This is a genomic window from Streptomyces sp. NPDC007905 (assembly GCF_042959345.1).
Lineage (GTDB): Bacteria > Actinomycetota > Actinomycetes > Streptomycetales > Streptomycetaceae > Streptomyces.
Map to the genome: position 1 here is coordinate 1 of NZ_JBIBKS010000038.1, position 25609 is coordinate 25609.

Consider the following 25609-nt stretch of genomic DNA (forward strand, 5'->3'; position numbering starts at 1 on the left):
CACCCCCCAGGTCATCCGATCGACAGGGGGCAACAGCCATGCCGGGCCCGGAGGCCAGCGGCCCCGTTGCAGGACCGCAGAAAACATAACGGGGCCGCCGTACGCCCCCGCGAGGACTGCGAACGCCAGGTCGCCGGCCGCCGCCGGCACCTGTGAACTCCCCACCGTCCGCGCTCTGGAAGGAGGTGTCCCGGTGACGAGGCCCCGCAATCCCTCACGTCCGGCGACCGTCCGCGCTGTCGACTCCGTGGACTTCGTCCTGGACCGCACGAGTCCGGTGCCGCTCTACTACCAGCTCGCCCAGCAGTTGGAGGCGGCCATCGAACACGGGATCCTCGCCCCGGGCACTCTCCTGGGCAACGAGGTCGACCTGTCCGTCCGCCTCGGCCTGTCCCGGCCCACCGTCCGCCAGGCCATCCAGTCCCTGGTCGACAAGGGGCTCTTGGTACGCCGCCGCGGCGTCGGCACGCAGGTGGTGCACAGTCAGGTCAGACGGCCCCTGGAACTGAGCAGTCTCTACGACGACCTGGAGTCGGCCGGACAGGCCCCGACCACCCGGGTGCTGCGCAACGAGCGCGTCCCCGCGACCGCCGACGTCGCCGCGGCGCTCGCCGTCGCGGAGGGCACCGAGGTGACGGTGCTGGAACGGCTGCGCTGCACCCACGGCCGGCCGGTGGCGTTCCTGTGCAACTACCTGCCCTCGGCGCTGCTCGAACTCGGCACCGAGCGCCTGGAGTCGACGGGCCTGTACCGGATGATGCGCTCGGCGGGCATCACGCTGCACAGCGCCCGCCAGTCCGTCGGCGCCCGCAACGCCACGGCCGCCGAGGCCGCCCTGCTGGACGAGAGGGAAGGCGCGGCCCTGCTCACCATGCGGCGCACCGCCTACGACGACACCGGCCGGCCGGTGGAGTACGGCACCCATGTCTATCGGGCCTCGCGCTACGCCTTCGACTTCCAGTTGCTGGTCAGGCCCTGAAGCGGAACGCCGCCCTCTGTCTTCAACAAAGTTGCAGGTGACGGTGACGATTACGTTTCGGGCAAGAGACATCCCAGTACGCCCAGACCTATTGACTCATGAGCGGATGTGAGGCTGTTATTACGCCCACGCTGTTCGGTCGAGTTGGTTTCTGATCGGTTTCGAGGACCTTTCGGGGATCGGCTCATCCCCTTGACCGAACCCTGCATTCCTCAGGAGCCGCCATGCGCCTCTCCCCCTCCGGTCTTTCCGTCCCGGGTCCCAGCCGTCGTTCGCTGCTGCGCGGAGCGGGCGGTGCCGCTCTCCTCGCCGGTGCCGGCATACCCCTGCTGTCCGCCTGTGGCGGCAGTGGCTCGTCCTCCGACCCGAAGACCGTCACTCTCGGTTCCAACGCCTCGGACGCGGTGCCGAAGAAGGCGTTCGCCGAGATCTACGCGGCCTTCAAGAAGCAGTCCGGCATCACGGTCGACGTCAACACCAAGGACCACAACACCTTCCAGGAGCAGATCAACTCCTACCTCCAGGGCACGCCGGACGACGTGTTCAACTGGTTCGCCGGGTACCGCATGCAGTTCTTCGCGGCCAAGAAGCTCGCCTCGCCGATCGACGACGTGTGGGCGAAGATCGGGGACAACTTCCCCGACCCGATGAAGAAGCTCAGCGAGGGCGAGGACGGCAAGTACTACTTCGTGCCGCTGTACACGTACCCGTGGGCGATCTTCTACCGCAAGAGCGTCTTCCGGCAGCACGGCTACGAAGTCCCCACCACCTGGGACGAGTTCGTCGCCCTGTGCAAGCAGATGAAGAAGGACGGCCTGGTCCCGCTCGCCTTCGGCGACAAGGACGCCTGGCCGGCGATGGGCACCTTCGACCAGATCAACTTCCGTCTCAACGGCTACGACTTCCACGTGGACCTGATGGCGGGCAAGGCCGCCTGGACCGACCCCAAGGTGAAGGCCGCCTTCGACCACTGGGCCGAGATCCTCCCCTACCACCAGGACGGCTTCATGGGCCGCACCTGGCAGGACGCCGCCCAGTCGCTGGTTGCGAAGAAGGCCGGCATGTACCTCCTCGGCTCCTTCGTCGCCCAGCAGTTCACCAACAAGGCCGACCTGGACGACCTGGACTTCTTCGCCTTCCCGGAGCTCAACTCCGCGTACGGCCAGGACACCGTCGAGGCGCCCACCGACGGCTTCATGGTCAGCAAGGCCCCGAAGAACCACGCGGGTGTGGTGAAGCTCCTCGAGTACCTGGGCACGCCGGAGGCCGAGCAGATCTACCTCAAGGCCGACTCCAGTGTGGTGGCCGCCTCCAGCAAGGCCGACACCTCGTCGTACTCGGCCCTGCAGAAGAAGGCGTTCACGATGATCAGCGGCGCCAAGAGCCTCACCCAGTTCATGGACCGCGACTCCCGCCCGGACTTCACCTCCACGGTGATGCAGCCCGGGCTGCAGCAGTTCCTCCAGAACCCCAAGGGCGTGGACGGCCTGCTGTCGTCCATCGAGCGCCAGAAGAAGCAGATCTTCACGTCCTCGTGAGCAGCCTCATGACCACCGATACGACGACGAAGACCCCGAAGGCGGCCGCCGTGCCGCCTCCGGACACCGCGCTCGGGAAAAAGCGGGCCACGCAGGGGCACCGGCGCCTGCTGACCCGCCGCGACCGGTTCACGCTCGCCCTGATGGCGGGCGTGCCCACGGTCCTGCACGTGGCCCTGGTCTGGGTCACCGCCATCGCCTCGCTCTTCCTCGCCTTCACCACCTGGGACGGCATCGGGTTCGACTCGATCAAGTGGGTGGGCCTGGACAACTTCAAGCAGCTCTTCAACGACAACCCGCAGTTCTGGCCCGCCGTCGAGCACAACGTCATCTGGTTCGTGGTGCTCATCCTCATCCCGACGCCGCTCGGCCTCTTGCTGGCCGTGCAGCTGGACAAGAAGATCCGGTTCAGCAGGGTCTACCAGACCGCGTTCTTCCTGCCGGTCGTCATCTCGATGGCCTGCATCGGCTTCGTCTGGCAGCTCGTCTACAACCCGGACACAGGCCTGATCAACAGCATCATCGGCGCCAACAGGCCCGGCCACTACATCGACTGGATCGGCGACCCCGAACTCAACCTGTGGGCGGTCCTGATCGCCGCGTCCTGGCGGCACACCGGCTACATGATGATCCTGTACCTGGCCGGCCTGAAGAGCGTCGACCCGTCGCTGCGCGAGGCCTCGGCGCTGGACGGCGCGGGCGAGTGGCAGACGTTCAAGAACGTCATCTTCCCGACCCTGCGCCCGACCAACACGGTCGTCCTGGTCGTCACCATCATCGAGGCGCTGCGCGCCTTCGACCTGGTCTTCGTCTTCAACAAGGGCGCGCAGGGCACCGAGTTGCTGTCGATCCTGGTGACCAACAACATCATCGGCGAGTCCAGCCGCATCGGTTACGGGTCGGCCATCGCCGTCGTCCTCCTCGTGATCTCCCTCGCGGTGATCATCCCGTATCTGATCGCCACCTTCCGGAAGGAGCGGCGCGCATGAGCAGCACCACTCTCCCGCTGAAGCGGCGCGCTCCGGTCCGCCCCGCCCGGGTCCTGCTGCACGTCTTCCTCGCGGGGACGGCCCTGGCGTGGCTCGCCCCGCTGCTGTGGGCGATCTTCTCGGCGCTGCGCCCGTACAGCGAGACCAGCGCGAAGGGTTACGTGTCCTGGCCGGACACGTTGAACCTGGACAACTTCACGAACGCCTTCCAGCAGTCGGACATGCTGCACTACTTCGGCAACACACTGATCATCGCCGTACCGGCCGTGCTGCTGACGCTGTTCCTGTCCTCCTGTGTCGCCTTCTACGTCAGCCGCTTCGACTTCCGGGTCAACCTGGCGCTGCTGCTGGTCTTCACGGCGGGCAACCTGCTGCCGCAGCAGGTCATCATCACCCCGCTGTACCGGCTGTACCTGCTGACGAACCTGCCCGGCGTCACGGCGAGCGGCAAGCTGTACGACTCCGCGCTCGGGCTCGTGCTGATCCACGTGGCGTTCCAGTCCGGCTTCTGCGCGTTCGTGCTGAGCAACTACATGCGCTCCCTGCCGCACGAGCTGACCGAGGCCGCGCTGGTCGACGGCGCCTCGGTGTGGCGGCTGTACTGGCAGATCACGCTGCCGCTGTGCAAGCCGGCGATGGCGGCCCTGGCGACCCTGCTGTCGATCTGGATCTACAACGACTTCTTCTGGGCCCTGGTGCTGATCTCGACCGGCCAGAACATGCCGATCACCTCGGCCCTGAACAACCTCTCCGGCCAGTACTTCACCGACCCCAACCTGGTCGCCGCGGGCGCCCTGCTCACCGCGATCCCGACGCTGGTCGTGTACTTCGTGCTCCAGCGACAGTTCGTCAGCGGCCTGACCCTGGGCTCCAGCAAGGGCTGAGCAGCACGCACGTGAAAGAGGGTCAGCCGAGATACGGCCGAAAGGGATAGCAGCGGGGTTGTCCGGGGCAGTCGTATCGGCTGGTGATCGCCCTGGTACGGTCCCGCGCGGAAGTGATCGTTTTCGTATGGGGCGGGGACCGGCGGCGTGACCTCGATAGAACGGACCGCGTACCCGCGGTTCAAGCGGCTGATGTCGGCGCGCGAGATGCACGTCTTCTTCACCCCGAAGCGCGAGGAGATCGACTGGGTACAGGAGCGGACCCTTCCGAGGATCACCTGCTCGCCCTGGCCCTGGCGCTGAAGTGCTACCAGAAGCTGGGCTACTTCCCGAAAGCCGCCGAGGTTCCCGAGACGGTGGTGGAGCACGTGCGCGGCGCGCTGGAGCTGCCCGAGGGCACCGGGCCGCACTATGAGTCGGCCAACACTGCCAAGCTGCACCGCAAGCTGGTGCGCGAGCGGCAGGGCATCTCCTACGACCAGGAGCGGGCCCGCCGGATCGCCGAGGAGGCGATCCGGCGGGCGGCGCTGGTGAAGAACAACCCGCCGGACCTGATCAACGTCGCGCTGGAGGAGCTTGTCCGGGCGACCTGTGAGCTGCCGGCGTTCCGCACGCTGGACGAGATGGCTGCCCGGGTCCGTCGGGAGGTGAACGAGGACATCTTCGCCACTGTCAAGTCCCGCATGACCATGGAGGACCGGGCCGCGTGCAAGCTCTGCTGGAGGTGGGCGGGCTGGACCGCAAGAGCGGGCTGAACCGGCTGAAGAAGCCCGCGAAGCGCCCGAGCTGGAGTCATCTGAAGGAGCAGCACAAGCAGCTTCAGTGGGTGGACGGGCTTGGGGACACCGATACGTGGTTGGAGGGGATCGCGCCGGGGAAGATCGCCGACTTCGCGGCCGAGGCCGGTGCGCTGGACGCGGCGGAGCTGCGGGACTACGAGACGGGCAAGCTCATCGCGCTGCTGGCCTGTCTGGTGCACGCGGCCCGTCGGCGGGCTCGGGACGACCTCTCGGAGATGTTCTGCAAGCGGGTGGCGGCCAAGCTGAAGAACGCGAAGGACGAGCTGGAGGAGATCCGCAAGCAGCAGCAGGCGCTGGTGGAGCGGATGATCGGCACCTACCGGACGGTGCTGGAGCGGATCGACCCCGCCGACCTCGTACCGCGCGGTGCGGATGGGGTGCCGGTGCCGTTCCCGGCGGGGAAGAAGGCCCGCCGCAGGACGGCGCGGGCGCTGGCCGCGAAGCGGGCCGCCGCGCTGGCGCTGGCGCAGACGGCGGTGCAGAGCTCGGGCTCGTTCGCGGCGGAGTTCGCTGACATCGAGGCGGTGGCCGCGCACCACGGCAACAACCACGAGGTGCTCGTCGCCCGCTTCTACAAGCGGGACCGGGCGCCGATGTTCGACCTGGTGGGCACCCTGGAGTTCGAGGCGGTCAGTGAGGACCGGCGGGTCCTGGACGCTCTGGCGCACGCGCGGGTCCACCAGAGCGCGACCCGCGAGTACATCTCGGAGCTGTACGAGGGCCAGCCGCTGGACCTGGGTTTCGCGTCGCAGAACTGGCAGCGGGCCGTGAGGGACCGCCGCAGGCCGGGCATGCTGGACCGTCGGCGCTTCGAGACGCTGGTGTTCACCTACCTGGCCGAGCACCTGCGGACCGGCGATGTGGCCATCACCGGCTCGGACACCTTCAACTGGCTGGAGCAGCTGCCCGACTGGGAGGAGTGCGGGCCGAAGCTGGCGCAGTTGTGCGAGGAGACCGGTCTGCCGGACACGGCTGCGGGGTTCACCGCGGCCCTGCGTGAGCGGCTGGAGAGGACCGCGGCGGAGGTGGATTCCGGGTATCCGGACAACGCGGACCTGGTCATCGACGAGAATGGGGTTCCGGTGCTGCGCAAGCAGCGGGCCAAGGGCGTCAGCGCGATGGCGGAGGCGCTGGAGGCCGAGGTCAAGGCGCGGATGCCGGAGCGCACCCTGCTGGGCATCTTGTCGCGCACGGCGTACTGGGTGGAGTGGTGGCGCCGGTTCGGCCCGGCCTCCGGCAGCGACCCGAAGCTGAAGGACCCGTTCGGCCGGTACGTGCTGACCACCTTCGTGGGTGGCATCAACATGACGTTCGCCGAGGCCGCGCGGCACATCTCGGGGGTGTCCGCGCACGAGCTGGGCGCGCTCACGAACCGGCACTTGAGCGTCGACAAGATCAACGAGGCGATCACCGACGTGGTCAACGCGTTCATGCGCCTGGACTTGGTCAAGGCGTGGGGCGACGGAACCAGCGTGGCGGCAGACGGCACCCAGATGGACACCTTCATCGACAACCTGCTCGCCGAGTCGAGCATTCGGTACGGAGGATTCGGCGGAATCGCGTACCACCACATATCGGATCAGTACATCGCGCTCTTCTCCAGATTCGTGCCCTGTGGCGTGTGGGAGGCCGTGTACATCATTGACGGGCTGCTGAAGAACGCCTCCGAGATGAAGCCGGACACGATCCACGCGGATACGCAGGGCCAGTCGTTCCCGGTCTTCTGTCTGGCCCATTTGATGGGGTTTGAGCTGATGCCGAGGATACGGAACTGGAAGGACCGCACCTTCTACCGGCCCTCCGCCAGCGCCCGCTACCGGCACATCGACGTCCTGTTCGATCAGGGCGGGCGCAACGTCATCGACTGGCGGCTGATCGAGGCCCATTGGCGCGATCTCATGCGCGTGTCGATCGCGATCCGGGAGGGCACCCTGGCCTCGCCACTGCTGCTGCGGCGTCTGGGCAGCAACTCCCACCGCAACCAGATCTACCGCGCCTTCCGCGAGGTCGGCCGGGCGGTCGCCACCGTGCAGCTGCTCAAGTGCATCTCGGACCCCTCGCTGCGCCGCCGGGTGACGGCGGCCACCAACAAGGTGAAGTCCTTCAACAACTTCACCGACTGGCTGGCGTTCTGCAACGGCGGGGTGATCGCCGAGAACGACCCGGTCGAGCAGGAGAAGGCGGTGAAGCTGACATCTCTGCTCGCCAACTGCGTGATCTTCCATACGACCCTGGACCTTATGGATGTGGTCCGCGAGCTCCAGGCGGAGGGCTGGCAGATCACCGGGGAGGACCTGGCCGCGATCAGCCCGTACCTGACCGACCACATCATGCGGTTCGGTTCGTACGCCACCACCGAGCTGACGGCGCGGCCCGATGCGTTCGACCCGCACCTGGACGTCGAGTTCGAGGCAGAGGATGAACAGCGGGCTAAGGCGTGAGAACCCCCTGCGTACAGCAGCAGCTGGCCCCGGCGGTGCCCCACGGGGGCAGTGTCCGGGGCCGACGGCTTCATCACCTTACGCGGTGATCGCTCGTAGACGGGAGCAGTACGGGCGGGTGCGTCTCTCCCTCGCTCGCGGGCCAGAGACAGGCCGAGTTTGCGTAGACGCGCGGCGAGCGGAACTGGACGAGCTTGAAGACCAGCTGGCCAAGCAACTCGCGGAGTGAGGGCCGAGCGCGACGAACTCGCCGTCGCCGAACGGGTCTGGCATCGGATGGCCGAACAGCTCGCTGCCGAAACGGCGGCCGAGCCGGTGGCGGCGCAGGTCGCAGGCGTTCGGTGCTGTCGGCCCCGCACTCAGTGCGCCGGCGGACGCCACCGGGCAGTGGCAACGGCCATGCCCCTGCGTGGCGTGCGCCAAGTCCTCGCCGTGACCGCCCTGCAGGTCGACGGCGCTACGGCCCGACAGGTACCAGGGGCTCTGCTCGTCCGGCAGAGGACGCCCTTGCTCGGTCAGCCCGTGCAACCCGTGGGGAAGCAGTTGTTGGGCTTGTTCCTCTTGACCGTGGTCTCGTTGAGCCTGATGACGGCGCCTGTTTCGTTGAAGATGCCGCCGCCGTTGCCGGCAGCCCGGTTCCGTGTGACCGTGCTGTCGTCGAGCTCGAAGGTGGTGGGCGACAGCGCATTTTCGTTGTAGATGCCTCCGCCGTCGCCGCCCGCGGAGTTCTCCTCGATCTTGGTCTCCTTGGCTTTCGCCTGCCCCTCGTTGTTGATGCCACCACCCCTTCGAGCAGCGACGTTCTCCGAGACAGTGGTGCGATCGCTGTCGAGCGAACCGCCTTGATCGTTGTTGATGGCGCCGCCGTCGCGGCCGGCGAAATTATGGGTGATCTTGGTCCCCTTCAGCGTCAGGGTCCCGCCGTTGTTGATGCCGCCGCCGTCCCCTGCCACGCAGGGCGGTTCCGTGCAGATTGCGCTTGCAACGGTGTTGTCGCTGAGGACGCTGTCCTCGATCCGCAGGGTGCCCTTGTTGTTCTGGATGCCACCGCCGTCATCCCCAGCGCTGTTGTGGCTGATGACGCTGTCGTCCTCGATCTTTACGGTGCCCTGGCTGATGACACCGCCGCCGTCCTCGCGACTGCTGTTGCCGGTGACCCTTGTGTGTTTCAGGGTCAGGGCCCCGTTGGAGTTCACGCTGATGCCGCCGCCGTCGGCGCCGACATCGGGGGCGGTGTTGTTGGCGACGGTGCTGTTGCGCAGTGTCGTCGTTCCGCCTTCGATCTGGATGCCGCCGCCGTCGGTTGCGCCGTCGATGGTGTTGCCGGTGACGGCGCTGTTCACCAGCGTCAGCCGTCCCTCGGTCTTGATGCCGCCGCCGTCGCCCGTGTTGGGGTCTGCATTGACGTGACCGCCGCTGACCGTGACTCCGCGCAACGTGAGGTCGCCGCTTCCATCGACCTCGAACAGTCGGAAGAGATCCTCCGTGTTACCCCCGCTGCTGCCCCGCGCGATGGTCGTGTCGTCACCGACAATGGTGATCTTCCCCGTGATCTGCGGCAGCGCGTTATTCCCGTCGACCGAGTCGGTGAATGTGTACGTACACCGCTCTTCCAACTCGATGGTGCCGCCAGTCGGGTTGTTGAGTGCCGTGATGGCATTGCGCAGCCCGGCGGTATCGCCACAGCTGATGTGAAATGTGGCGGCGTGTGCGATGGACGGAAAGCCAGCCAGGCTCGCGGCCAGGCCGACAACCATGGCCGGTCTCCGCAGTGACGCGTACCTCATCTTGTCTCCCTCTGTCGACTATGTGCCGTTGGCCTCGACTGCATGGCCGCGACGCGAGGAGCATAAGGAGCGACTTACCGATTACATACAGTTGACAGCGGGACAAGCGAGCGGTTCACCCGTTCGCGGCCCTCGAGGCTGTTGAACTCCGCGGTGACGGGTGAGTCCCATCGCGAGTGTCCTGCGGTCAGGTGTCACCTCTTGCGGTCCGGTCGACGTAGGCGCTCGGCGTGGCGCTCGGCCGGGGGGTGCTCGTGCTGGTGGCGGGCGGGAGTCTGCGGTCTTGATCGTCCGTCATCGTCCGGCTTCGAGGTTCGTCAGGACGAGGAGAACACAGGAGGGCGGTGGCGCGGCGGGGGTCGGTGCGGAGCTTGGTAAGGATCCGCCAGGCCTTCAGTTATCCCCGGGAGCTCAGCCACTCTCTTCTACCTCTGCAACGAGCGTTACTTCTGCCTGCTGCGCGGCCTTGACCTCCTCGGCGGGCATCGCCCACTTCGCCTCGATACTCGCAGCCCGCGCCGCCAGGCGTTCCTCCGGCGGCAGCGCGAGGCGGGCCTTGCGCGCTTGTTTGGCCAGCCGGTTCCGCTCGTTCTCTGCCGCGGCCTCCTCCAACTGCTTCGCCCGCACCCACTGCACATCACCGGGAGTCGGCATCCCCACCATCAACGCCTCCTACAGGCCGACCGACTCACACCGCGTCCGGCGAAGCCGCAACGTCACGCACCACGCCGCCGCGCGAGCGGAACACCACTCCGGCATCGGCGAGGAGGCCGTGGACCCCTCCGTATGAGCGGCCGGTGGATTCAGCGAGGGCGCGGATCGAAGTCCCCGCCTCGTACTGGGCCTTTGTCTCGAGGGGTCGCCGTAGCGTCCGCCGCAAAACCACCGGATATCGCTGACCAGCAGCGATGAATTATGGACCCGGTGTCAGCCGACGGTCCTGGCGCGTTCGTGGACCCGGTACACCGTCGCGCGGCTGACGGAGAAGATCTCGGCGAGGTCGGCGATGGTGTGCTCGCCCGAAGCGTGCTCCTTGACGAGGTGGGCCTGCTGGCGAGCGGTCAGCTTGGGCTGCTTGCCCTTCAGCTTCCCCTTCGCCCGCGCGACGGCCATGCCCTCGCGCGTCCTCAAGCGCAGGAGATCCACCTCGAACTCGGCGAAGGTGGCCAGGATGTTGAAGAACATCTTCCCCATCGGGTCAGCCGGGTCGTAGATCGTACCGCCCAGCGACAGCTTGACGCCGCGGGTGACGAGGGAGTCGCCGATGTCGCGCGCGTCGGGCACGGAGCGCGCCAGTCGGTCGAGCTTCGGCACTACGAGGGTGTCCCCGGCGCGAACCGAGGCGCGGGCCTGGTCCAGACCGGGCCGGTCGCGGTTGGTACCGGTCATCCTCTTGTCCAAGTAGATCCGATCTTCGGGGACGCCGAGGCTGATCAGGATCTCCCGCTGGGCGGTCAGGTCCTGCATGGCGGTCGAACAGCGGGCGTAGCCCGCGAGAAGTCCGCTCATGCCTCGGGAATGTACGGATAGCCCCCGCTGACCGTACAGATCATCGGACACCCTAAATGAGACGGCGACCGTGCAGGTCGTCGCCTCCCAGCATTCAAGATCGTGAGCGATCGTTGAAGGAACCCCTTACGAACAGGCATGAACAGGCATGAACAGGCATCAAGAGACCCTGCTATCCCTTTCGGCCGTATCTCGGCCGACCCCGTGAAAGGGGACGAAGAAAAAACGCTGAAACGCACCCTGTCCGTCCCCGGCCTCGCCCACGGCGGCGACTACAACCCCGAGCAGTGGCCCGAGGAGGTGGGGGCCGAGGACATGCGCCTGATGCGGGAGGCCGGGGTGACCTTGGTCAGCGTCGGCATCTTCTCCTGGGCGCTGCTGGAGCCGTCCGAGGGCGTGTACGACTTCTCGCGCATGGACCGGATCCTCGATCGGCTGCACGGGAACGGCATCGCCGCCGACCTGGTCACGCCCACGGCGGCGCCTCCGGCGTGGTTCTTCCGCGCCCACCCCGAGGCACTGCCGGTCGACCGGGACGGCCGTACCGTCTCCTACGGCAGCCGCCAGACGTTCTGCCCGTCCAGCCCCGCCTACCGCGAGGCCGCCCTGCGCATCGCGGGCGCGCCGGCCGAGCGGTACGCGGACCATCCGGCCGTCGCCATGTGGCACGGGGTCGGTGGACATCAGGTGGCAACGATGTCCAGCTCCGGTGCCCAGCGCCCGTAGTCGAGGGCGTCGAAGGTGGCCACACTGCCACGTGCGACTGGGCGGTTACCCGGGGGCGTTCCGGGAGGTGCTGGGCGTACGCTCCGACCAAGCGTTCCCCCTCCTCCCCGCCGAGCGGGTCGGTCTGAGCGGCGCGGTGCCCGAGGGCTCCACGGGCGCGCTGTGGTCGGAGCGGCTGCGGTTGGAGGGCGCCGAGGCGGTCGCCGCGTACGCGGACGGCGTGCTCGCCGGCGCCCGGCGGTCACCCGGCACGCGTACCGCACCGGCGCGGCCTGGTACCTGGCCACGCTGCCCGACCCGGCCACGCTGACCGCCCTCCTGGACTGCGTCCGCACCGAGGCGGGGGGGCGGGGCGGTGCGCACCGCCCCGCCCGGTGTGGAGGTGGCCCGCAGGCACGGCCCCGGAGGCGGACTACCTCTTCGTCGTCGACCACGCGGGGCACGGCGCATCGGTGCCGGTGATACCGGGCGCCACGGACCTCCTCACCGGCAAGGCGTCGTCCGGCTCCGTCACCGTGGCCCCGGTGGACGTGGCGGCGGTGCGGGAGCCGCGCGGTCAGTGAACGGCGTCGAGCCGGGCCCGCTGCTCCCCGGTCGGGTCCGCGTCGGCGCGGGCTCGGCGGCCCGGGCAGCGGGCCGCGGCGGTCCGCCCACGGCCACGGCTTCGCGGCGGCCGGTGAGCCGGACCTCCTCACCCGCCTGGTCCGCAATTTCTCCCAGCCCAAGGGCCCTGTGGAGCATTTTTTGCATGACTGGGCGCCCCCGACGAGACAAGAAACGGCGATTTGGCGATGGCTCGGGGCATATCCGACCATTGGCTCGTCCCGGCGATCCTGGGAATGTCAGTTCGATGAGAGGCCCACCCCCATGCACGTCACCGGAACCGCGCCGCGGTCGGCTCCGGCCCCCTCGGGAACCCCCGAGGTTCCCGCCGAGGACCCCCACGGCGACGCCGGCAGGCACGCCCGCCGCTTCGGTCTGCCCGTCGCCACCGCCCTGGTCATGGGCAACATCATCGGTGGCGGCATCTTCCTGCTCCCGGCCTCCGTCGCCGCCTACGGCACGGTCAGCCTGGTCGCCTTCGGTGTGCTGACCGTCGGCGCCATCGCGCTCGCCCTGGTGTTCGGCCGACTCGCCGAACGCGACCCGCGCACCGGCGGCCCCTACGTCTACGCCCGCGAGGCCTTCGGTGACTTCGCCGGCTTCCTCGCCGCCTGGGCGTACTGGATCACCACCTGGGTGTCGAACGCCGCGCTCGCCGTGGCCGCCGTCGGCTACCTCGACGTACTGATCCCGGTGGGCGGCCACCGCTGGACCGCGTGCCTGGCCGCGCTGACGCTGCAGTGGCTGCCCGCGCTCGCCAACTTCGCCGGCACCCGCTACGTGGGAGCCGTCCAACTGGTCTCGACCGTGCTGAAGTTCGTCCCGCTGCTCCTCGTCGCGGTCGGCGGGCTGTTCTTCTTCGACCCGGCGAAGCTCGGTCCGTTCAACGCCACCGGTGGCGGCGCCGTCGGCGCGGTGTCCGCCTCCGCCGCCCTGCTGCTCTTCTCCTACCTCGGCGTGGAGTCCGCCGCCGTCAGCGCCGGCGAGGTAAGGAACGCCCGCCGCAACGTGGGCCGCGCCACCGTCATCGGCACGGCGGCCGCCGCGCTCGTGTACCTGGTGGGCACGCTGTCCGTCTTCGGCACGGTCGCGCACGACCGTCTGGTGACGTCCACCGCGCCCTTCTCGGACGCCGTGAACGCCATGTTCGGCGGCACCTGGGGCGGCTGGGCCGTCGCGCTCGCCGCACTGGTGTCGATGACCGGCTGCCTCAACGGCTGGACGCTGCTGAGCGCCCAGACCCCGTACGCCGCCGCACGGGACGGCCTGTTCCCGGCCGCCTTCACGCGCAGGCGGCGGGGCGTGCCGACCGTCGGCGTCGGTGTCACGGTCGTCCTCGCCTCGCTGCTCACCGTCTACAACTACGTGTCGGGCTCGGCGAAGGTCTTCGAGATCCTGGTCCTGGTCACCACGTTCACCGCGACCGTGCCGTACCTGCTGGCCACGGCCGCGCAGATCTTCCACCTCGTCGCCGGGCGAGGTCAGGCGGTCGACCGGGCACGGCTCGCCCGGGACGCCGTGGTCACCGCGGCCGCAGCCGCCTTCTCGATCTGGCTCGTCGCGGGCGCGGGCTACGCCGCGGTGTACCAGGGCGTGCTGTTCCTGTTCGTGGGGATCATCGTCTACGCGGTGATGGCGGCCCGGCGGCAGCGGACGGCCTGATCCGGTCTCGGACGGCCGATCCGGCCCGGCGGCTGACGTCCGGGACCGCCGACCGGCCCCGGGAACGACCGAGGGGCCGTGTCAGATCCACCGACACGGCCCCTCGACCGACGTTGCCGCACGTCGGGACGACAGGATTTGAACCTGCGACCCCTTGACCCCCAGTCAAGTGCGCTACCAAGCTGCGCCACGTCCCGATGCGCTCACTCGCGGTGATCCGCGTGATCGCGCGAACAGCACTTTACCCCACGCGCGGGGGTGCGCCGAAGAGGGCCGGGGGCGGGGCGGGGACAATCGGTCGTATGACGAACGCAGGCGCAGCGGCGGGGAGGTCGCCGGACGGCCGGGACCGGGACACGGCGGGGCGGGCGCGCAACGCCCGGCCACGGGACGGCCTGGGGCGGCCGCTGCCGTACGGGGCGGATGGGGTCGCGCGGCAGCCGGAAGGGGTCGTACGGACCCCCCGGGAGACGGTCGCGCAGGCGCAGGCGCTGCTGGACGCGGGAAGGCCCTTCCACGCCCACGAGGTGTTCGAGGACGCGTGGAAGTCGGGTCCCGACGACGAGCGCGCGCTGTGGCGGGGGCTGGCCCAGCTGGCGGTGGGGCTCACCCACGCGGCCCGCGGCAACGCCACCGGCGGGGCGCGGCTGCTGCGGCGGGGCGGGGGCGCGATCGAGGAGTGGGCGGTCGTCAGCGGGGAGGACCGGCCGTACGGGATCCCTCTCGCCGCTCTGGTCGGGTGGGCGCGGGAGCTGGCCGGGCGGGTGGAGCGGGGGGCGGGGCCCGTCGACGCCCGGACCGAGGCGCCGCGGCTCGGTCCCTGAGCTGCTCCGGGGCGGACGGAGGCGCTGCACTCACGGTCAGTGGCATACGGCAGACTCGGGGCGTGCGAAAGATTCATGTCATCGGTATCGGTGCGGGCGACCCCGACCAGCTGACCCTGCAGGCGGTCAAGGCACTGCGGAGCACGGACGTGTTCTTCCTGCTCGACAAGGGCGAGGTGAAGAGCGATCTGACCCAGCTCCGCCGGGACATGCTGGACACACACCTGCCCGAGGGCGGGTACCGGGTGGTGGCGGCCCGTGACCCGGAGCGGGACCGCAGGGCGGGCGGCGCCTCGTACTCGCCGGCCGTGGAGGACTGGCGCAGCGCGCGCGCCGGGATCTACGAGCGGCTGATCGCCGAGGAACTGGGCGAGGACGGCACCGGGGCCTTCCTGGTGTGGGGGGATCCGTCGCTGTACGACAGCACGCTGGGGATCCTGGAGGAGGTGCTGGAGCGGGGCGCGGTGGCGTTCGAGTACGACGTGGTGCCCGGCATCAGCAGCGTCTCCTCGCTGGTCGCGCGGCACCGCACGGGACTGAACCGGGTGGCCCGGCCGGTGCAGATCACCACCGGGCGGCGGCTGGCGGAGGGCTTTCCGGAGGGGGTGGACGACGTCGTCGTGATGCTGGACGCGCACCAGGCGTTCCGGAAGTACGCCGCGGAGGACATCGACATCTACTGGGGCGCGTACCTGGGCACCCCGGACGAGATCCTCGTCTCCGGACCGCTCGCCGAGGCCGGCCCCCGCATCGAGCGGCTGCGGGCGCAGGCGCGGGAGCGCAAGGGCTGGATCATGGACACGTACCTGCTGCGCAGGCATCCGGGCACCGGGGAAGGCTGACCGGCACGGCGACGGTGCGCCCCGGCGGGCGACGGGAGGACTCGGGCCGGGTCTCGGTGGTCAGGGGCCGGCGAACCCCAGCCGGTCGAGTACGGCTGCCACGTCCGGCACCGCCGTCACACCGTCCGGCAGCTCGGGCCGGCGTACGACGACCACGGGCCGGCCGAGTTCCCGTGCGGCCGTCAGCTTCGCGGCCGTCGCCTCGCCGCCGCTGTCCTTCGTCACCAGGACCTCGATGCGGTGGGCGAGCAGCAGCTCGGTTTCCCCGGCGACGGTGAACGGACCGCGCGCCAGGACCACTTCGGTGTGCGGCGGCAGGGGCGGCTCGGGGGGTTCCACCGAGCGCGTGACGAAGTGCAGGTCCGTCAGATGGGCGAAGGCCGCGAGGCCGAGGCGGCCGGTGGTGAGGAACACCCGTCGGCCCAGGCGGGGCAGGGCCTCGGCGGCGCCGGCCAGGGAATCGGCGTCGTGCCAGCGGTCGCCGGGGCCCGGGCGCCAGCCGGGGCGGCGCAGAAAGACCGCGGGAACTCCGGTGACCGAGGCCGCGCGGGCCGCGTTCGCCGTGATCGACCCGGCGAAGGGGTGGGTGGCGTCGACCAGGGCGTCCACGTGGTGCGCGCGCAGCCACTCGGCGAGGCCCGCCGCGCCGCCGAAGCCGCCGATCCGTACCTCGCCCGCCAGGGCTACCGGGCGGCTGACCCGGCCCGCCAGGGAGGTGGTGACCCGGACGCCGGGGCGGATGACGAGCTCGGCGGCGAGGCGGCGGGCCTCGGTCGTGCCGCCGAGGATCAGGACGTGCGGGGACATAGGAGTGAGCGTACGAGGTGGTACGGGCCGATCCGCCGCCCGGGTCGTTAGGGTCCGGCCATGGAATCCGCGCGGGCCGTCGCGGACCAGGCGCTGATGGTGGGCGACGACATCGAGTCGGACGTACTGGCGGCGCAACAGGCCGGTATCACGGGTGTTCTGGTCAGGACGGGCAAGTACCGGCCGGAGACGCACGAGGGTGCGCGTGGCGCGCCCGACCAGGTGCTGGAGTCCTTCGCGGATCTTCCGGCGCTGCTGGGGCTAGCGCAGTAGCAGCTGGACGCCGCCCACGATGGTCGCGGCGATCACCAGTTGCTCGAACAACCGCTGGTTGATCCTGTTCACAGCCCACTTGCCGAGCAACGCACCGGGCACGACGAACACCAGGAGCGCGGCGTCAAGGAGCAGTGAGCGGCCGTCGATCAGGCCGAGTCCCGCGCTGAAGGGCACCTTGGACACGTTCACGATGAGGAAGAAGAAGGCCGACGTGCCGAGGAAGCCCAGCTTGCGGAAGCCCGCGGAAAGGAGATACATCGACATCACCGGGCCGCCCGCGTTCGCGACCATCGTCGTGAACCCGCCGAGGACGCCGTACGAGCGGGCCTTCATCCGGCCCGCCCGGCCGGTCACCGCGTCCGGCTCGCCCTCCGCCGCGACCCGGCGCCGCCGCCGCAGCGTGACACCGGCCATCAGCAGCAGGATCGCGCCGATCGAGGTGCGTACGGCCCCGTCGTCGGCCCACACCAGGAACAGCGTGCCGACGACTACGCCGGCCGCCACCGCCGGGAACAGCCGCCACAGGGTGGGCCAGTGGGCGTGCCGCCGGTAGGTGAGGACGGCGAGGACGTCGCCCGCGATCAGGACCGGCAGCAGCACGCCGGTGGAGGCGCGGGCGGGCAGGACCGCCGCGAAGATAGCGAGGCTGACCGTGTTGGCCCCGCTGACGGCGGTCTTGGAGAAGCCCACGAGCAGCGCCGCGAAGGCCAGGGCGGCGAACTCCCGGCCGGATATGTGCCAGAGCGTCATCGTGTTCATGCGGGGACCGATGCTATGCGCACGCATCGGGCGCCGTAAGGACCGTCTCGCAGGGCGGTCCTGACGCCCGGTGCACCGCGCCCGCCTCAACGCCCGATGTACCGCGCCCGCAGCTCCCGCTTGAGCACCTTCATGCTCGGCCCGAGCGGCAGGGCGTCCGCGAACTCCACGCGCCGCGGGTACTTGTGGCGGCCCAGGTGCTCCTTGGACCACTCGGCGATGCCGGCGGCGTCCGGGGCGGTGCCCTCGGCCGGTACGACGACCGCGCACACCTCCTCGCCGTGCAGCTCGTCGGGCACGCCGATGACGGCGACCTGGGCGATCCCGGGGTGCCGCATCAGGACCTCCTCGACCTCGCGCGGGTACACGTTGTAGCCGCCGCGGATGATGACGTCCTTCTTGCGGTCGACGATCCTGAGGAAGCCGTCCTCGTCCTTGGTGCCGAGGTCCCCGGTGCGGAACCAGCCATCGACGACGGCCTCGGCGGTGGCCTCGGGGCGGCCGAGGTAGCCGGAGAAGACGTTGTGGCCGCGGATGACGACCTCGCCCAGCTCACCGGGCGGCAGCAGTTCGATGCGGCCCTCCACCTCGGCGCGGGCGATCTCCACGTCGATGCCCCACAGGGGGTGGCCGATGGTGCCGGCCCTGGTGCCGAAGACGGGCTGGTTGACGGTGGCCGTCGGCGAGGTCTCCGACAGCCCGTACCCCTCGTAGACCTTCGTCCCGAACACGGCCTCGAACCGCTCCAGTACGGCCACCGGCAGTGAGGCCCCGCCGGAGATGCACACGCGCAGCTCGGGCAGGGCGTCGGCGGCCGGGGCGGCCGCGGCCAGGGCCACGAACATGGTCGGCACCCCCTGGAAGGTGTTCACGCCCTCCTTCACCATCAGCTCGATGGCGCGGGCCGCGTCGAAGCGGGGCAGCAGGACGAGGGTGGCACCCGCCCGCCACGTGGAGTTGAGCGACACGCTCTGGCCGAAGGCGTGGAAGAGGGGCAGGGCGCCGAGCGCGATGTCGTCGGCGCGGATGTCGTTGGCGTCGAAGGCGTTGACGGTCGCGTTCATCACCAGGTTGAAGTGGCTGAGCACGGCGCCCTTCGGGACGCCGGTCGTACCGCTGGTGTAGAAGATCACCGCCGGGTCGTCGGCGGCGCGGGTGACGTAGGAGGGCAGGGGCTCGGCGTCGGCCGCGAGCTTCTCGAACTCCTCGCCCAGGGTGCGGACCTGTACACCGGTGGCCTCGGCGGCGGCCCGCCCGGTCGCCGCCTGTGCCGGATGGACCAGCAGCAGCGTGGCACCGCTGTCCTTCAGGACGTGCTCCACCTCCCCGGCCGACAGCAGCAGGTGCACGGGTACGACGACCCCGCCGGCCGCGGCGACGGCGTAGTAGGCGACCGGGAACTCGGCGGTGTTGGGGGCCATGAGGGCCACCCGGTCGCCCGGCCGCACACCGAGGCCGGTGAGCGCACCCGCCTGGCCCAGCGCCTTGCGCCACACGTCGGCGAACGTGAGCCGCAGGTCCCCCTCGACGAGGGCGGTCTTGTCGGGACGCCGCTTGGCGTTCTCGGCGAGGATGGCGGCGACGGACAGGGTTGCCATGGGGTGCTGCTCCGTTTCCTTGCTGCGGCTCGTGTACCGAATCCCCGTGTGGGGAGCCCCCGTTGGAAGACCTAGTGCCTCTCGACCAGCACCGCGCTCCCCTGCCCCACCCCGACACACATGGTCGCCAGCCCCCGCTCGGCCCCGGTGCGCCGCATCCGGTGCAGCAGCGTCGTGAGGATGCGGGCACCCGAGCAGCCGAGGGGGTGGCCGAGGGCGATGGCGCCACCGCTGGGGTTCACCCGTTCCGGGTCGATGCCCAGTTGGTCGACGCACGCGAGTGCCTGCGCGGCGAACGCCTCGTTGAACTCGGCTTCCTGGAGGTCACCGATCTGCCAGCCGGCCCGGGCGAGCGCCTTGCGGGTGGCGGGGACCGGGCCGATGCCCATGACGTCGGGGTGAACGCCCGCCGAGGCACCGGCGACGTACCGGCCGAGGGACTCCAGGCCCAGCCCGTTCAGTGCCTCCTCGCTGACCAGCAGGAGCCCTGCCGCACCGTCGTTCATGGGCGAGGCGTTGCCCGCCGTGACCGTGCCGCCCGCGCGGAAGACCGCCTTGAGGCGGGACAGCTTCTCCAGGGAGGTGTCCTCGCGGACGCACTCGTCCTGCTCGACCGTGATGCCGTCCGGGCGCTCGACGGGCAGGAGTTCGTCGTCGAAGTGACCGTTCTTGCGGGCGGCAGCGGCCAGTTGATGGCTGCGCAGCGCGAACTCGTCCTGCCGGCTGCGGGAGATGCCGTACCGCTCGGCGACCTCCTCGGCCGTCTCGCCCATGGAGAGCAGGCCGTGCAGATCCTTCATGGCCGGGTTGACCAGGCGCCAGCCGAGCCGGGTGTCGTGGGTCTCGATGCGCTGCGGCAGGGCTTCGTCGGGGCGGGGCAGCACGAAGGGGGCGCGGCTCATCGACTCGGAGCCGCCCGCGATCACGATGTCGGCCTCGCCCGCGGCGATGGTGCGCGCCGCGGTGGTGACCGCTTCGAGGCCGGAGGCACACAGCCGGTTGACGGTGGCGCCGGGCACCGACTCGGGCAGGCCGGCCAGCAGCGCGGCCATGCGGGCGACGTTGCGGTTGTCCTCCCCTGCCTGGTTGGCGGCGCCCCAGTAGACGTCGTCGACGCGGGCCGGGTCCAGTGCCGGCACGTCGCCGACCAGGTGGCGGATCACGGTCGCCGCGAGGTCGTCGGGCCGCACGGCGGACAGGGCTCCGCGCAGCTTGCCGATGGGGGTGCGGCGGGCGGCCGCGAAGTGGACGGGACGCACGGCATGGACTCCTGACCGACGACGCTGTGGATCAGCACGGACCTACGGTGGTGCGGCAGAGCTACTTAATTAGCACTGCTAGTTTTGGACTATAGACCTCCGTGGGGCTCCCTGGGAAGATCCCACGGAACCCTCACCGAGGCAGCTGGAGGAGACATGACCGAGGTCCGCGAGCACCTCCTCGCCGGGATCGCCGTACGCGAGTGGCCGCACCCGGATCCGCGCTACCTGGCCCTCGTGGTGCACGGGTACGGGGAGCACGCGGGCCGGTACGACGAACTGGCGGGCGTCCTCACCGATCACGGGGCGGCCGTGTACGGGCCCGACCACGCCGGGCACGGCAGGTCGGCCGGCGACCGGGTGGTGATCGAGGACTTCGAGGACGTGGTCACGGATGTGCACCGCGTGGCCGACCTGGCCCGCGCCGCACATCCGGGCCTGCCGCTCGTCATGATCGGCCATTCCATGGGTGGCCTGATCGCGGCCCGGTACGCCCAGCGCCACGGCGCCGAACTGAGTGCACTGGTCCTGTCCGGGCCGGTGATCGGCGTCTGGGAGCTGCCGGGACGACTGCTCGCCCTGGACGAGATCCCCGACGCCCCGATCAGCCCGGCCGCGCTCTCCCGCGACCCCGCTGTGGGCGCCGCGTACGTCGCCGACCCGCTGGTCTGGCACGGCCCGATGAAGCGGCCGACACTCGAGGCGTTCGTACGAGCCCTGGAGACCGTCGCCGAGGGCGGGGACGTCGGCGCGCTCCCGCTGCTGTGGCTGCACGGGGACGACGACCGGTTGGTACCGATGCCCGGGAGCCGGGTCGGGGTGGAGCGGCTCGGCGGTGGCCGGGCGACCGAGCGGATCTTCGCCGGTGCGCGGCACGAGGTGTTCCACGAGACGGACAGGGCAGCGGTCTTCGCGGAGGTGATCCGCTTCCTCGACGGGGTGCTCCCCGGCTGATCAGGCACGTTTGCCCCGCTTCGCCCCGGGCACCCGCGTCACCGAACGCAACCTCGGTCGCATGACGGAACGCGACGGGATTCGACGAGATTCGACGAACTTCAACGAAGGGGACGTACGCATCATGACCGTGGTGAGGAGCACGCTGTCCGCAGAGGCGCTCGGCGTCACCGGGACCGCTCTGCAGGAGACCCTGGTGGACCTGCTCGGACTGTCGCTGGTCGGGAAGCAGGCGCACTGGAACGTCGTGGGGCCGCGGTTCCGGTCGATCCACCTCCAGCTGGACGAGGTCGTCCAGACGGCCCGCGCCCACTCCGACACGGTCGCCGAACGCGCCTCCGCGCTGGGCGTTCCGCCGGACGGCCGGCCGGAGACCGTCGCCGCGTCCTTCGCGCTGCCCGGCGCCAAGGACGGCTGGCTGCGCGACACCGAGGTGGTGGAGCTGATGGTGTCGGCGCTGCAGGCGGCCATCGGCCGGCTGCGCGAGCGGATCGCGGCGACCGAGAAGCCCGATCCCGTCACCCAGGACCTGCTGATCTCCATCACCGCCGACCTGGAGAAGCAGCGCTGGATGTTCGAGGCCGAGAACTGGCCCCTCGACGGCAAGTGACCCCACCCGGGCAGCAGGTACGCACACCCCTCCCGCACGGAAAGGGACACCCATGGCCGACGCACTCGAACTCGACGCACTGTGGGAGGACTTCCACCGCGTGGTGAACATGACCTCCCAGGAACTCGCGGCATGGCTCAGGGTCCGGGACGCGGACGAGGAGGCCGAGCCCCTGCCGGAGGAGGCGGGCACGCCCACCGGACGGCACGTCCTCGCGATCCTCCAGAAGCGCCGCACCGACCTCACCGACGCCGACGTCCGGGTGATGCACAAGGTGGTCGACACGGTCGGTGACCTGGTCGACATGGAGAACGAACCCGAGCCGGAGACCACGCCCGAGGACACCCGCCGCCGGCACCGGCTGATGACACTGGGCCACGACCCGCTGAAGCCTTAGCCATGGACCGCGACGAACGGGTCGTCCGCGCGCTGCTGTCGGAGTACGGGCGGACGTACGCCGAGGAGGCGGGCATCCGTCTGAAGGACACCCCGCAGCCGCTGTACCGGCTGCTCGTGCTGTCCCTCCTGCTCAGTGCGCGGATCCGCGCCTTTGTCGCGGTGGCCGCCGCCCGGGCCCTGCACGAGGACCAGCTGGACAGCCCGCGCCGCATGGCCGAGGCCGACTGGCAGCAGCGGGTGGACGCACTGGGCCGGGGCGGCTACCGGCGCTACGACGAGCGCACCGCCACCCAACTCGGCGACGGCGCCGAGCTGTTGACCGAACGCTGGGGCGGGGACCTGCGTCGGCTGCACCAGGAGGCGGACGGCGACACCGGCGAGCTGAAGCGGCTGCTCCAGGAGGAACCCGGGATCGGGCCGGCCGGCGCCGACATCTTCCTGCGTGAGGCGCAGCGCGTGTGGCCGGATGTCGCACCGTACCTCGACGGCAAGGCGCTGGACGGCGCGGGGCGGCTCGGCCTGCCGAAGGACCCCGACCGGCTGACCGGGCTCGCCGGGGACACCGAACCCGCCGTGCTGGCGACCGCGTTGGTCCGGGCCGGCCTGGACAAGCGGGTGGCCGAAGACTGTCTCCGTCACGCCTCATGATCGTGTCGGACTGCTCGCACGCCGCCGGATGACCACGGGGGCCGGTCGAACGGAGGAGCAGCACGTGACGGGGACCGAGCCGGCCGCCCACGAGATCGACACCACCCGGCCGCATCCGGCGCGGGTGTACGACTGGTTCCTCGGCGGCAAGGACAACTACCCCGTCGACGAGGAACTCGGCCGGAGCATCACGGCGATCGACGCGGGTGCCCCGCGCGCCGCCCTGGCCAACCGGGCGTTCATGCGCAGGGCCACGCGTGCGCTGGCCGAGGAGACGGGCATCCGCCAGTTCCTGGACATCGGCACCGGCATACCCACCGAGCCCAACCTGCACCAGATCGCCCAGTCCGTCGGCCCCGACGCCCGCGTCGTCTACGTCGACAACGACCCGATCGTGCTGGCCCACGCGAACGCGCTGCTGCGCGGCACGCCCGAAGGCGTGACCGAGTACGTCCAGGCCGACGCCCGCGATCCGCGCGCCATCCTCGAACAGGCGGCCCGCGTCCTGGACTTCGACCGTCCGGTCGCCCTGTCCCTGATCGCCCTGCTGCACTTCGTCGCCGACGACGAGGGCGCCCACGACCTGGTCGCCACGCTGGTCGAGGCGCTGGCCCCGGGCAGCTGCCTGGTGCTGTCGACGATGACGGCCGACCTCGAACCGGAGAACGTCCACCGGGGCATCGCCGCCTACGCGGCCGGCGGGGTCACCCTGGTGGCGCGCTCGCACGCCGAGGTGGGCACGTTCTTCGAGGGCCTCGACCTGCTGGAGCCCGGGATCGTGTCGGTGGCGCACTGGCGGCCCGAGGAGGCCCCCGACACCGAAGGGCCGGTCTCGCTGTACGGGGCGGTGGGTCGCAAGCCGCCCCGGTGAGTCACAGCGGTATCCCGATCACCCGGGAGATCGTCCGCAGCACCCCGTTGTCGTTGTTGGACGGGGCGAGGTGGCGGGCGCGGCGGACGACCTCCGGGTGGGCGTTGGACATGGCGAAGGACCACTCGGCGGCGTCCAGCATCTCCAGGTCGTTGAGGTAGTCGCCGAACACCATGGTCTGCGCGGGCGTGATGCCCAGCTCGCGCTGGAGGCAGCGCAGGGCGGCGCCCTTGTCGGCGGTGCGGTTCATGACGTCGACCCAGTGCTCGCCGGAGACGACGACCTGGTGGGTGGCGGCGAAGGCCTCGAGGGCCGGGGCGGTGGTGTGCTCGGCGGGCCCGAAGTCGAACAGCGCCACCTTGATCACGTCGTCCTCGACGGCGGTGACGTCCTCGACGATCCGGTGCTCGACGTAGTACTTGCGCACCTCCGCCAGGAACGCCTCGTCGCTCCGCTCGACGTACGCCGACCGCTTGCCGCAGACCACGGCGCCCACGTCGACGCCGCCGGCGACCAGCCGCCGTACCGTCCGGGCGATGTCCGCGGCGACGGACCGGTCCAGCGGGTCGGAACTCAGCTCCACACCGTCGCGGACCACATAAGTGCCGTTCTCCGCGATGAACACCATGCCCTCGGCGACCTCCGCGAACTGCCGGGCCAGCGTGGCGTACTGGCGGCCGCTCGCCGGGCTGAACAGCACACCGCGGCGGCGCAGTTCGGCGAGCATCGGCCACAGGCCGTCCGGGATCCGCTTGGCGTCGTCCAGCAGGGTGCCGTCCATGTCGGTGACGACGAGCCGGATGTCGGCGGAGCCGGCGGGAAGGGTGGGGGCATTCAGGAGGGACGCGGGCGTGGCGGGCATGTCCTGCTTCCGGTCGGGAACGGGGTACGGCGTCCAGTGTTCCTCATGCGCAGGGCCGTCCCGGAGGGGGTGCCCGGACGGTCACGGTACGCGTTTCCCGGGACAGCGCGATCAGGGGGACGGCACAATGACGACGGACAACGCACGTGAGAAGGGCGGACACGTGACCGAGGGACATTCCCCTACGGCCGGATCGGCGCGACTGAACACCTCCGTGGCGCACAACGCGCGAGTCTGGAACTACTGGATCGGCGGCAAGGACAACTACGAGGTCGACCAGGGGGTCGGCGAGCACGTCGCGGGCATGTTCCCGGTCATCCGGGCGGTGGCCCGCGCGGACCGGGACTTCCTGGGGCGGGCGGTGCGCTTCCTGGCCGCCGAGCGCGGGCTGCGCCAGTTCCTCGACGTCGGCACCGGGCTGCCCACGGTCGACAACACCCACGAGATCGCCCAGCGGATCGCGCCCGAGTCACGGATCGTGTACGTGGACAACGACCCGATCGTGCTCGTGCACGCCCGCTCCCTGCTCACCAGCTCCCCCCAGGGCGTGACCGACTACATCGACGCCGACGTGCACGACCCGGACGCCATCGTCGAGCGCACCGCCGAAACCCTGGACCTGGACCGGCCGGTCGCGGTGATGATGCTGGGCATCCTCAACTTCGTCCTGGACACCGAGGAGGCCCGGGACATCGTGCGGCGGATCATGGCGGCGGTCCCCTCCGGCAGCCACCTGGTCCTCACCCACCCGACCTTCGACGCCGAGGTGGGCGGTGAGGGCAACCTCGCCGCGATGGAGTTCTGGAACGCCAACGCCACCCCACCGATCACCGCTCGCAGCCGCGCCGAGATCGCCGCGTTCCTCGAGGGTCTCGAGCTGGTCGAGCCGGGTCTGGTGCCGTGCTCGCAGTGGCGCGCCGAGGCCGATGCCGCCGCGGTGCCCCAGTACGGCGTGGTGGCCGTGAAACCCTGAGCCCGCGGG

General features: G+C 70.2%; 26 protein-coding genes, 1 tRNA gene and 1 pseudogene. 18 read left to right on the forward strand and 10 right to left on the reverse strand.

What is annotated here, in order from left to right:
- The first annotated feature begins 193 nt into the window (after positions 1–193).
- From ACFZDC_RS38705 to ACFZDC_RS38735, 7 genes are all read left to right on the forward strand, one after another.
- Positions 194–979 (forward strand): UTRA domain-containing protein, encoded by a 786-nt coding sequence (locus ACFZDC_RS38705; protein WP_391331383.1) that lies wholly within the window; start codon positions 194–196, stop codon positions 977–979.
- Positions 980–1203: 224 nt separating this feature from the next.
- Entirely contained in the window at positions 1204–2517 is a 1314-nt protein-coding gene (locus ACFZDC_RS38710; protein WP_391331385.1) for an extracellular solute-binding protein, read from the forward strand.
- Positions 2518–2525: 8 nt separating this feature from the next.
- Complete coding sequence (locus tag ACFZDC_RS38715; protein ID WP_391331464.1) at positions 2526–3506, forward strand: ABC transporter permease subunit; 981 nt, start codon at positions 2526–2528, stop codon at positions 3504–3506.
- Positions 3503–4390 (forward strand): ABC transporter permease subunit, encoded by an 888-nt coding sequence (locus ACFZDC_RS38720; RefSeq protein ID WP_391331387.1) that lies wholly within the window; start codon positions 3503–3505, stop codon positions 4388–4390. The genes ACFZDC_RS38715 and ACFZDC_RS38720 overlap by 4 nt, the downstream gene beginning before the upstream one ends.
- A gap of 147 nt (positions 4391–4537) precedes the next feature.
- Positions 4538–4693: a hypothetical protein gene (locus tag ACFZDC_RS38725; RefSeq protein WP_391331473.1), complete on the forward strand. Its 156-nt coding sequence runs from the start codon at positions 4538–4540 to the stop codon at positions 4691–4693.
- A gap of 14 nt (positions 4694–4707) precedes the next feature.
- Entirely contained in the window at positions 4708–5145 is a 438-nt protein-coding gene (locus ACFZDC_RS38730; RefSeq protein ID WP_391331466.1) for a DUF4158 domain-containing protein, read from the forward strand.
- A complete protein-coding gene (locus ACFZDC_RS38735; protein ID WP_391331389.1) occupies positions 5097–7631 on the forward strand; it encodes a Tn3 family transposase in 2535 nt (844 codons plus the stop codon). Before ACFZDC_RS38730 ends, ACFZDC_RS38735 begins: the two co-directional genes overlap by 49 nt.
- A gap of 515 nt (positions 7632–8146) precedes the next feature.
- On the opposite strand, the gene ACFZDC_RS38740 is transcribed toward ACFZDC_RS38735, so the two are convergent.
- The 4 genes from ACFZDC_RS38740 to ACFZDC_RS38755 all read right to left on the reverse strand — a co-directional run bounded on the left by ACFZDC_RS38740 (position 8147) and on the right by ACFZDC_RS38755 (position 10927).
- Positions 8147–9388, reverse strand: a complete 1242-nt coding sequence (locus ACFZDC_RS38740; protein WP_391331390.1) for a hypothetical protein — start codon at positions 9386–9388, stop codon at positions 8147–8149.
- 441 nt (positions 9389–9829) lie between these two features.
- Positions 9830–10081, reverse strand: coding sequence for a hypothetical protein (locus tag ACFZDC_RS38745; RefSeq protein ID WP_391331391.1), 252 nt, complete (start codon positions 10079–10081; stop codon positions 9830–9832).
- 25 nt (positions 10082–10106) lie between these two features.
- Positions 10107–10304 carry a helix-turn-helix domain-containing protein gene (locus ACFZDC_RS38750; RefSeq protein ID WP_391331393.1) on the reverse strand — a complete coding sequence of 66 codons (198 nt, stop codon included), beginning with the start codon at positions 10302–10304 and terminating at the stop codon, positions 10107–10109.
- A gap of 41 nt (positions 10305–10345) precedes the next feature.
- Positions 10346–10927, reverse strand: a complete 582-nt coding sequence (locus tag ACFZDC_RS38755; protein WP_391331395.1) for a recombinase family protein — start codon at positions 10925–10927, stop codon at positions 10346–10348.
- 228 nt (positions 10928–11155) lie between these two features.
- On the opposite strand from ACFZDC_RS38755, the pseudogene ACFZDC_RS38760 reads away from it, so the two are divergent.
- Positions 11156–12216, forward strand: a pseudogene (locus tag ACFZDC_RS38760) (beta-galactosidase).
- Positions 12217–12520: 304 nt separating this feature from the next.
- Positions 12521–13918, forward strand: coding sequence for an amino acid permease (locus tag ACFZDC_RS38765; RefSeq protein WP_391331397.1), 1398 nt, complete (start codon positions 12521–12523; stop codon positions 13916–13918).
- A gap of 123 nt (positions 13919–14041) precedes the next feature.
- On the opposite strand, the gene ACFZDC_RS38770 is transcribed toward ACFZDC_RS38765, so the two are convergent.
- Positions 14042–14115: transfer RNA gene (locus tag ACFZDC_RS38770), tRNA-Pro, on the reverse strand.
- Positions 14116–14220: 105 nt separating this feature from the next.
- Between ACFZDC_RS38770 and ACFZDC_RS38775 the strand changes: the two genes are divergently transcribed.
- A complete protein-coding gene (locus ACFZDC_RS38775) occupies positions 14221–14742 on the forward strand; it encodes a DUF309 domain-containing protein (RefSeq protein WP_391331399.1) in 522 nt (173 codons plus the stop codon).
- Between the two features lie 62 nt (positions 14743–14804).
- Complete coding sequence (gene cobF / locus ACFZDC_RS38780; RefSeq protein WP_391331401.1) at positions 14805–15584, forward strand: precorrin-6A synthase (deacetylating); 780 nt, start codon at positions 14805–14807, stop codon at positions 15582–15584.
- Positions 15585–15644: 60 nt separating this feature from the next.
- Here the strand turns inward: cobF and ACFZDC_RS38785 are convergent, their stop codons facing one another.
- Entirely contained in the window at positions 15645–16391 is a 747-nt protein-coding gene (locus ACFZDC_RS38785) for a cobalt-precorrin-6A reductase (RefSeq protein WP_391331402.1), read from the reverse strand.
- Positions 16392–16451: 60 nt separating this feature from the next.
- Between ACFZDC_RS38785 and ACFZDC_RS38790 the strand changes: the two genes are divergently transcribed.
- Positions 16452–16664, forward strand: a complete 213-nt coding sequence (locus ACFZDC_RS38790) for an HAD hydrolase-like protein (protein WP_391331403.1) — start codon at positions 16452–16454, stop codon at positions 16662–16664.
- Here ACFZDC_RS38790 and ACFZDC_RS38795 read toward each other — a convergent pair.
- From ACFZDC_RS38795 to ACFZDC_RS38805, 3 genes are all read right to left on the reverse strand, one after another.
- A complete protein-coding gene (locus ACFZDC_RS38795) occupies positions 16653–17426 on the reverse strand; it encodes a TSUP family transporter (RefSeq protein WP_391331405.1) in 774 nt (257 codons plus the stop codon). The genes ACFZDC_RS38790 and ACFZDC_RS38795 overlap by 12 nt on opposite strands.
- Positions 17427–17512: 86 nt before the next feature.
- Positions 17513–19024 carry an AMP-binding protein gene (locus tag ACFZDC_RS38800; RefSeq protein WP_391331407.1) on the reverse strand — a complete coding sequence of 504 codons (1512 nt, stop codon included), beginning with the start codon at positions 19022–19024 and terminating at the stop codon, positions 17513–17515.
- 71 nt (positions 19025–19095) lie between these two features.
- Positions 19096–20283, reverse strand: a complete 1188-nt coding sequence (locus ACFZDC_RS38805) for an acetyl-CoA C-acyltransferase (RefSeq protein ID WP_391331409.1) — start codon at positions 20281–20283, stop codon at positions 19096–19098.
- Positions 20284–20439: 156 nt separating this feature from the next.
- On the opposite strand from ACFZDC_RS38805, the gene ACFZDC_RS38810 reads away from it, so the two are divergent.
- From ACFZDC_RS38810 to ACFZDC_RS38830, 5 genes are all read left to right on the forward strand, one after another.
- Positions 20440–21237 (forward strand): alpha/beta fold hydrolase, encoded by a 798-nt coding sequence (locus ACFZDC_RS38810; protein ID WP_391331411.1) that lies wholly within the window; start codon positions 20440–20442, stop codon positions 21235–21237.
- A 124-nt stretch (positions 21238–21361) separates the two neighbouring features.
- The gene (locus ACFZDC_RS38815) at positions 21362–21847 is read left to right on the forward strand and encodes a ferritin-like domain-containing protein (RefSeq protein ID WP_391331467.1); all 486 of its coding nucleotides are present in this window, start codon (positions 21362–21364) and stop codon (positions 21845–21847) included.
- 52 nt (positions 21848–21899) lie between these two features.
- Positions 21900–22244, forward strand: coding sequence for a DUF3140 domain-containing protein (locus tag ACFZDC_RS38820; protein WP_391331412.1), 345 nt, complete (start codon positions 21900–21902; stop codon positions 22242–22244).
- Between the two features lie 2 nt (positions 22245–22246).
- Complete coding sequence (locus tag ACFZDC_RS38825; protein ID WP_391331413.1) at positions 22247–22894, forward strand: endonuclease; 648 nt, start codon at positions 22247–22249, stop codon at positions 22892–22894.
- Between the two features lie 64 nt (positions 22895–22958).
- Positions 22959–23765, forward strand: coding sequence for an SAM-dependent methyltransferase (locus tag ACFZDC_RS38830; RefSeq protein ID WP_391331415.1), 807 nt, complete (start codon positions 22959–22961; stop codon positions 23763–23765).
- Position 23766: 1 nt separating this feature from the next.
- On the opposite strand, the gene ACFZDC_RS38835 is transcribed toward ACFZDC_RS38830, so the two are convergent.
- A complete protein-coding gene (locus ACFZDC_RS38835) occupies positions 23767–24627 on the reverse strand; it encodes a Cof-type HAD-IIB family hydrolase (RefSeq protein WP_391331416.1) in 861 nt (286 codons plus the stop codon).
- 163 nt (positions 24628–24790) lie between these two features.
- On the opposite strand from ACFZDC_RS38835, the gene ACFZDC_RS38840 reads away from it, so the two are divergent.
- Positions 24791–25600 carry an SAM-dependent methyltransferase gene (locus ACFZDC_RS38840; RefSeq protein WP_391331469.1) on the forward strand — a complete coding sequence of 270 codons (810 nt, stop codon included), beginning with the start codon at positions 24791–24793 and terminating at the stop codon, positions 25598–25600.
- The last annotated feature ends 9 nt before the right edge of the window (positions 25601–25609 follow it).

Excerpts from the sequence above, each read along its gene's own strand:
- ACFZDC_RS38710 (WP_391331385.1), top strand. The coding sequence starts at position 1,204 with ATGCGCCTCTCCCCCTCCGGTCTTTCCGTCCCGGGTCCCAGCCGTCGT.
- ACFZDC_RS38715 (WP_391331464.1), top strand. The coding sequence starts at position 2,526 with ATGACCACCGATACGACGACGAAGACCCCGAAGGCGGCCGCCGTGCCG.
- ACFZDC_RS38720 (WP_391331387.1), top strand. The coding sequence starts at position 3,503 with ATGAGCAGCACCACTCTCCCGCTGAAGCGGCGCGCTCCGGTCCGCCCC.
- ACFZDC_RS38740 (WP_391331390.1), bottom strand. The coding sequence starts at position 9,388 with ATGGTTGTCGGCCTGGCCGCGAGCCTGGCTGGCTTTCCGTCCATCGCA.
- ACFZDC_RS38745 (WP_391331391.1), bottom strand. The coding sequence starts at position 10,081 with ATGGTGGGGATGCCGACTCCCGGTGATGTGCAGTGGGTGCGGGCGAAG.
- ACFZDC_RS38755 (WP_391331395.1), bottom strand. The coding sequence starts at position 10,927 with ATGAGCGGACTTCTCGCGGGCTACGCCCGCTGTTCGACCGCCATGCAG.
- ACFZDC_RS38765 (WP_391331397.1), top strand. The coding sequence starts at position 12,521 with ATGCACGTCACCGGAACCGCGCCGCGGTCGGCTCCGGCCCCCTCGGGA.
- ACFZDC_RS38775 (WP_391331399.1), top strand. The coding sequence starts at position 14,221 with ATGACGAACGCAGGCGCAGCGGCGGGGAGGTCGCCGGACGGCCGGGAC.
- ACFZDC_RS38785 (WP_391331402.1), bottom strand. The coding sequence starts at position 16,391 with ATGTCCCCGCACGTCCTGATCCTCGGCGGCACGACCGAGGCCCGCCGC.
- ACFZDC_RS38790 (WP_391331403.1), top strand. The coding sequence starts at position 16,452 with ATGGAATCCGCGCGGGCCGTCGCGGACCAGGCGCTGATGGTGGGCGAC.
- ACFZDC_RS38795 (WP_391331405.1), bottom strand. The coding sequence starts at position 17,426 with ATGAACACGATGACGCTCTGGCACATATCCGGCCGGGAGTTCGCCGCC.
- ACFZDC_RS38800 (WP_391331407.1), bottom strand. The coding sequence starts at position 19,024 with ATGGCAACCCTGTCCGTCGCCGCCATCCTCGCCGAGAACGCCAAGCGG.
- ACFZDC_RS38810 (WP_391331411.1), top strand. The coding sequence starts at position 20,440 with ATGACCGAGGTCCGCGAGCACCTCCTCGCCGGGATCGCCGTACGCGAG.
- ACFZDC_RS38815 (WP_391331467.1), top strand. The coding sequence starts at position 21,362 with ATGACCGTGGTGAGGAGCACGCTGTCCGCAGAGGCGCTCGGCGTCACC.
- ACFZDC_RS38820 (WP_391331412.1), top strand. The coding sequence starts at position 21,900 with ATGGCCGACGCACTCGAACTCGACGCACTGTGGGAGGACTTCCACCGC.
- ACFZDC_RS38825 (WP_391331413.1), top strand. The coding sequence starts at position 22,247 with ATGGACCGCGACGAACGGGTCGTCCGCGCGCTGCTGTCGGAGTACGGG.
- ACFZDC_RS38835 (WP_391331416.1), bottom strand. The coding sequence starts at position 24,627 with ATGCCCGCCACGCCCGCGTCCCTCCTGAATGCCCCCACCCTTCCCGCC.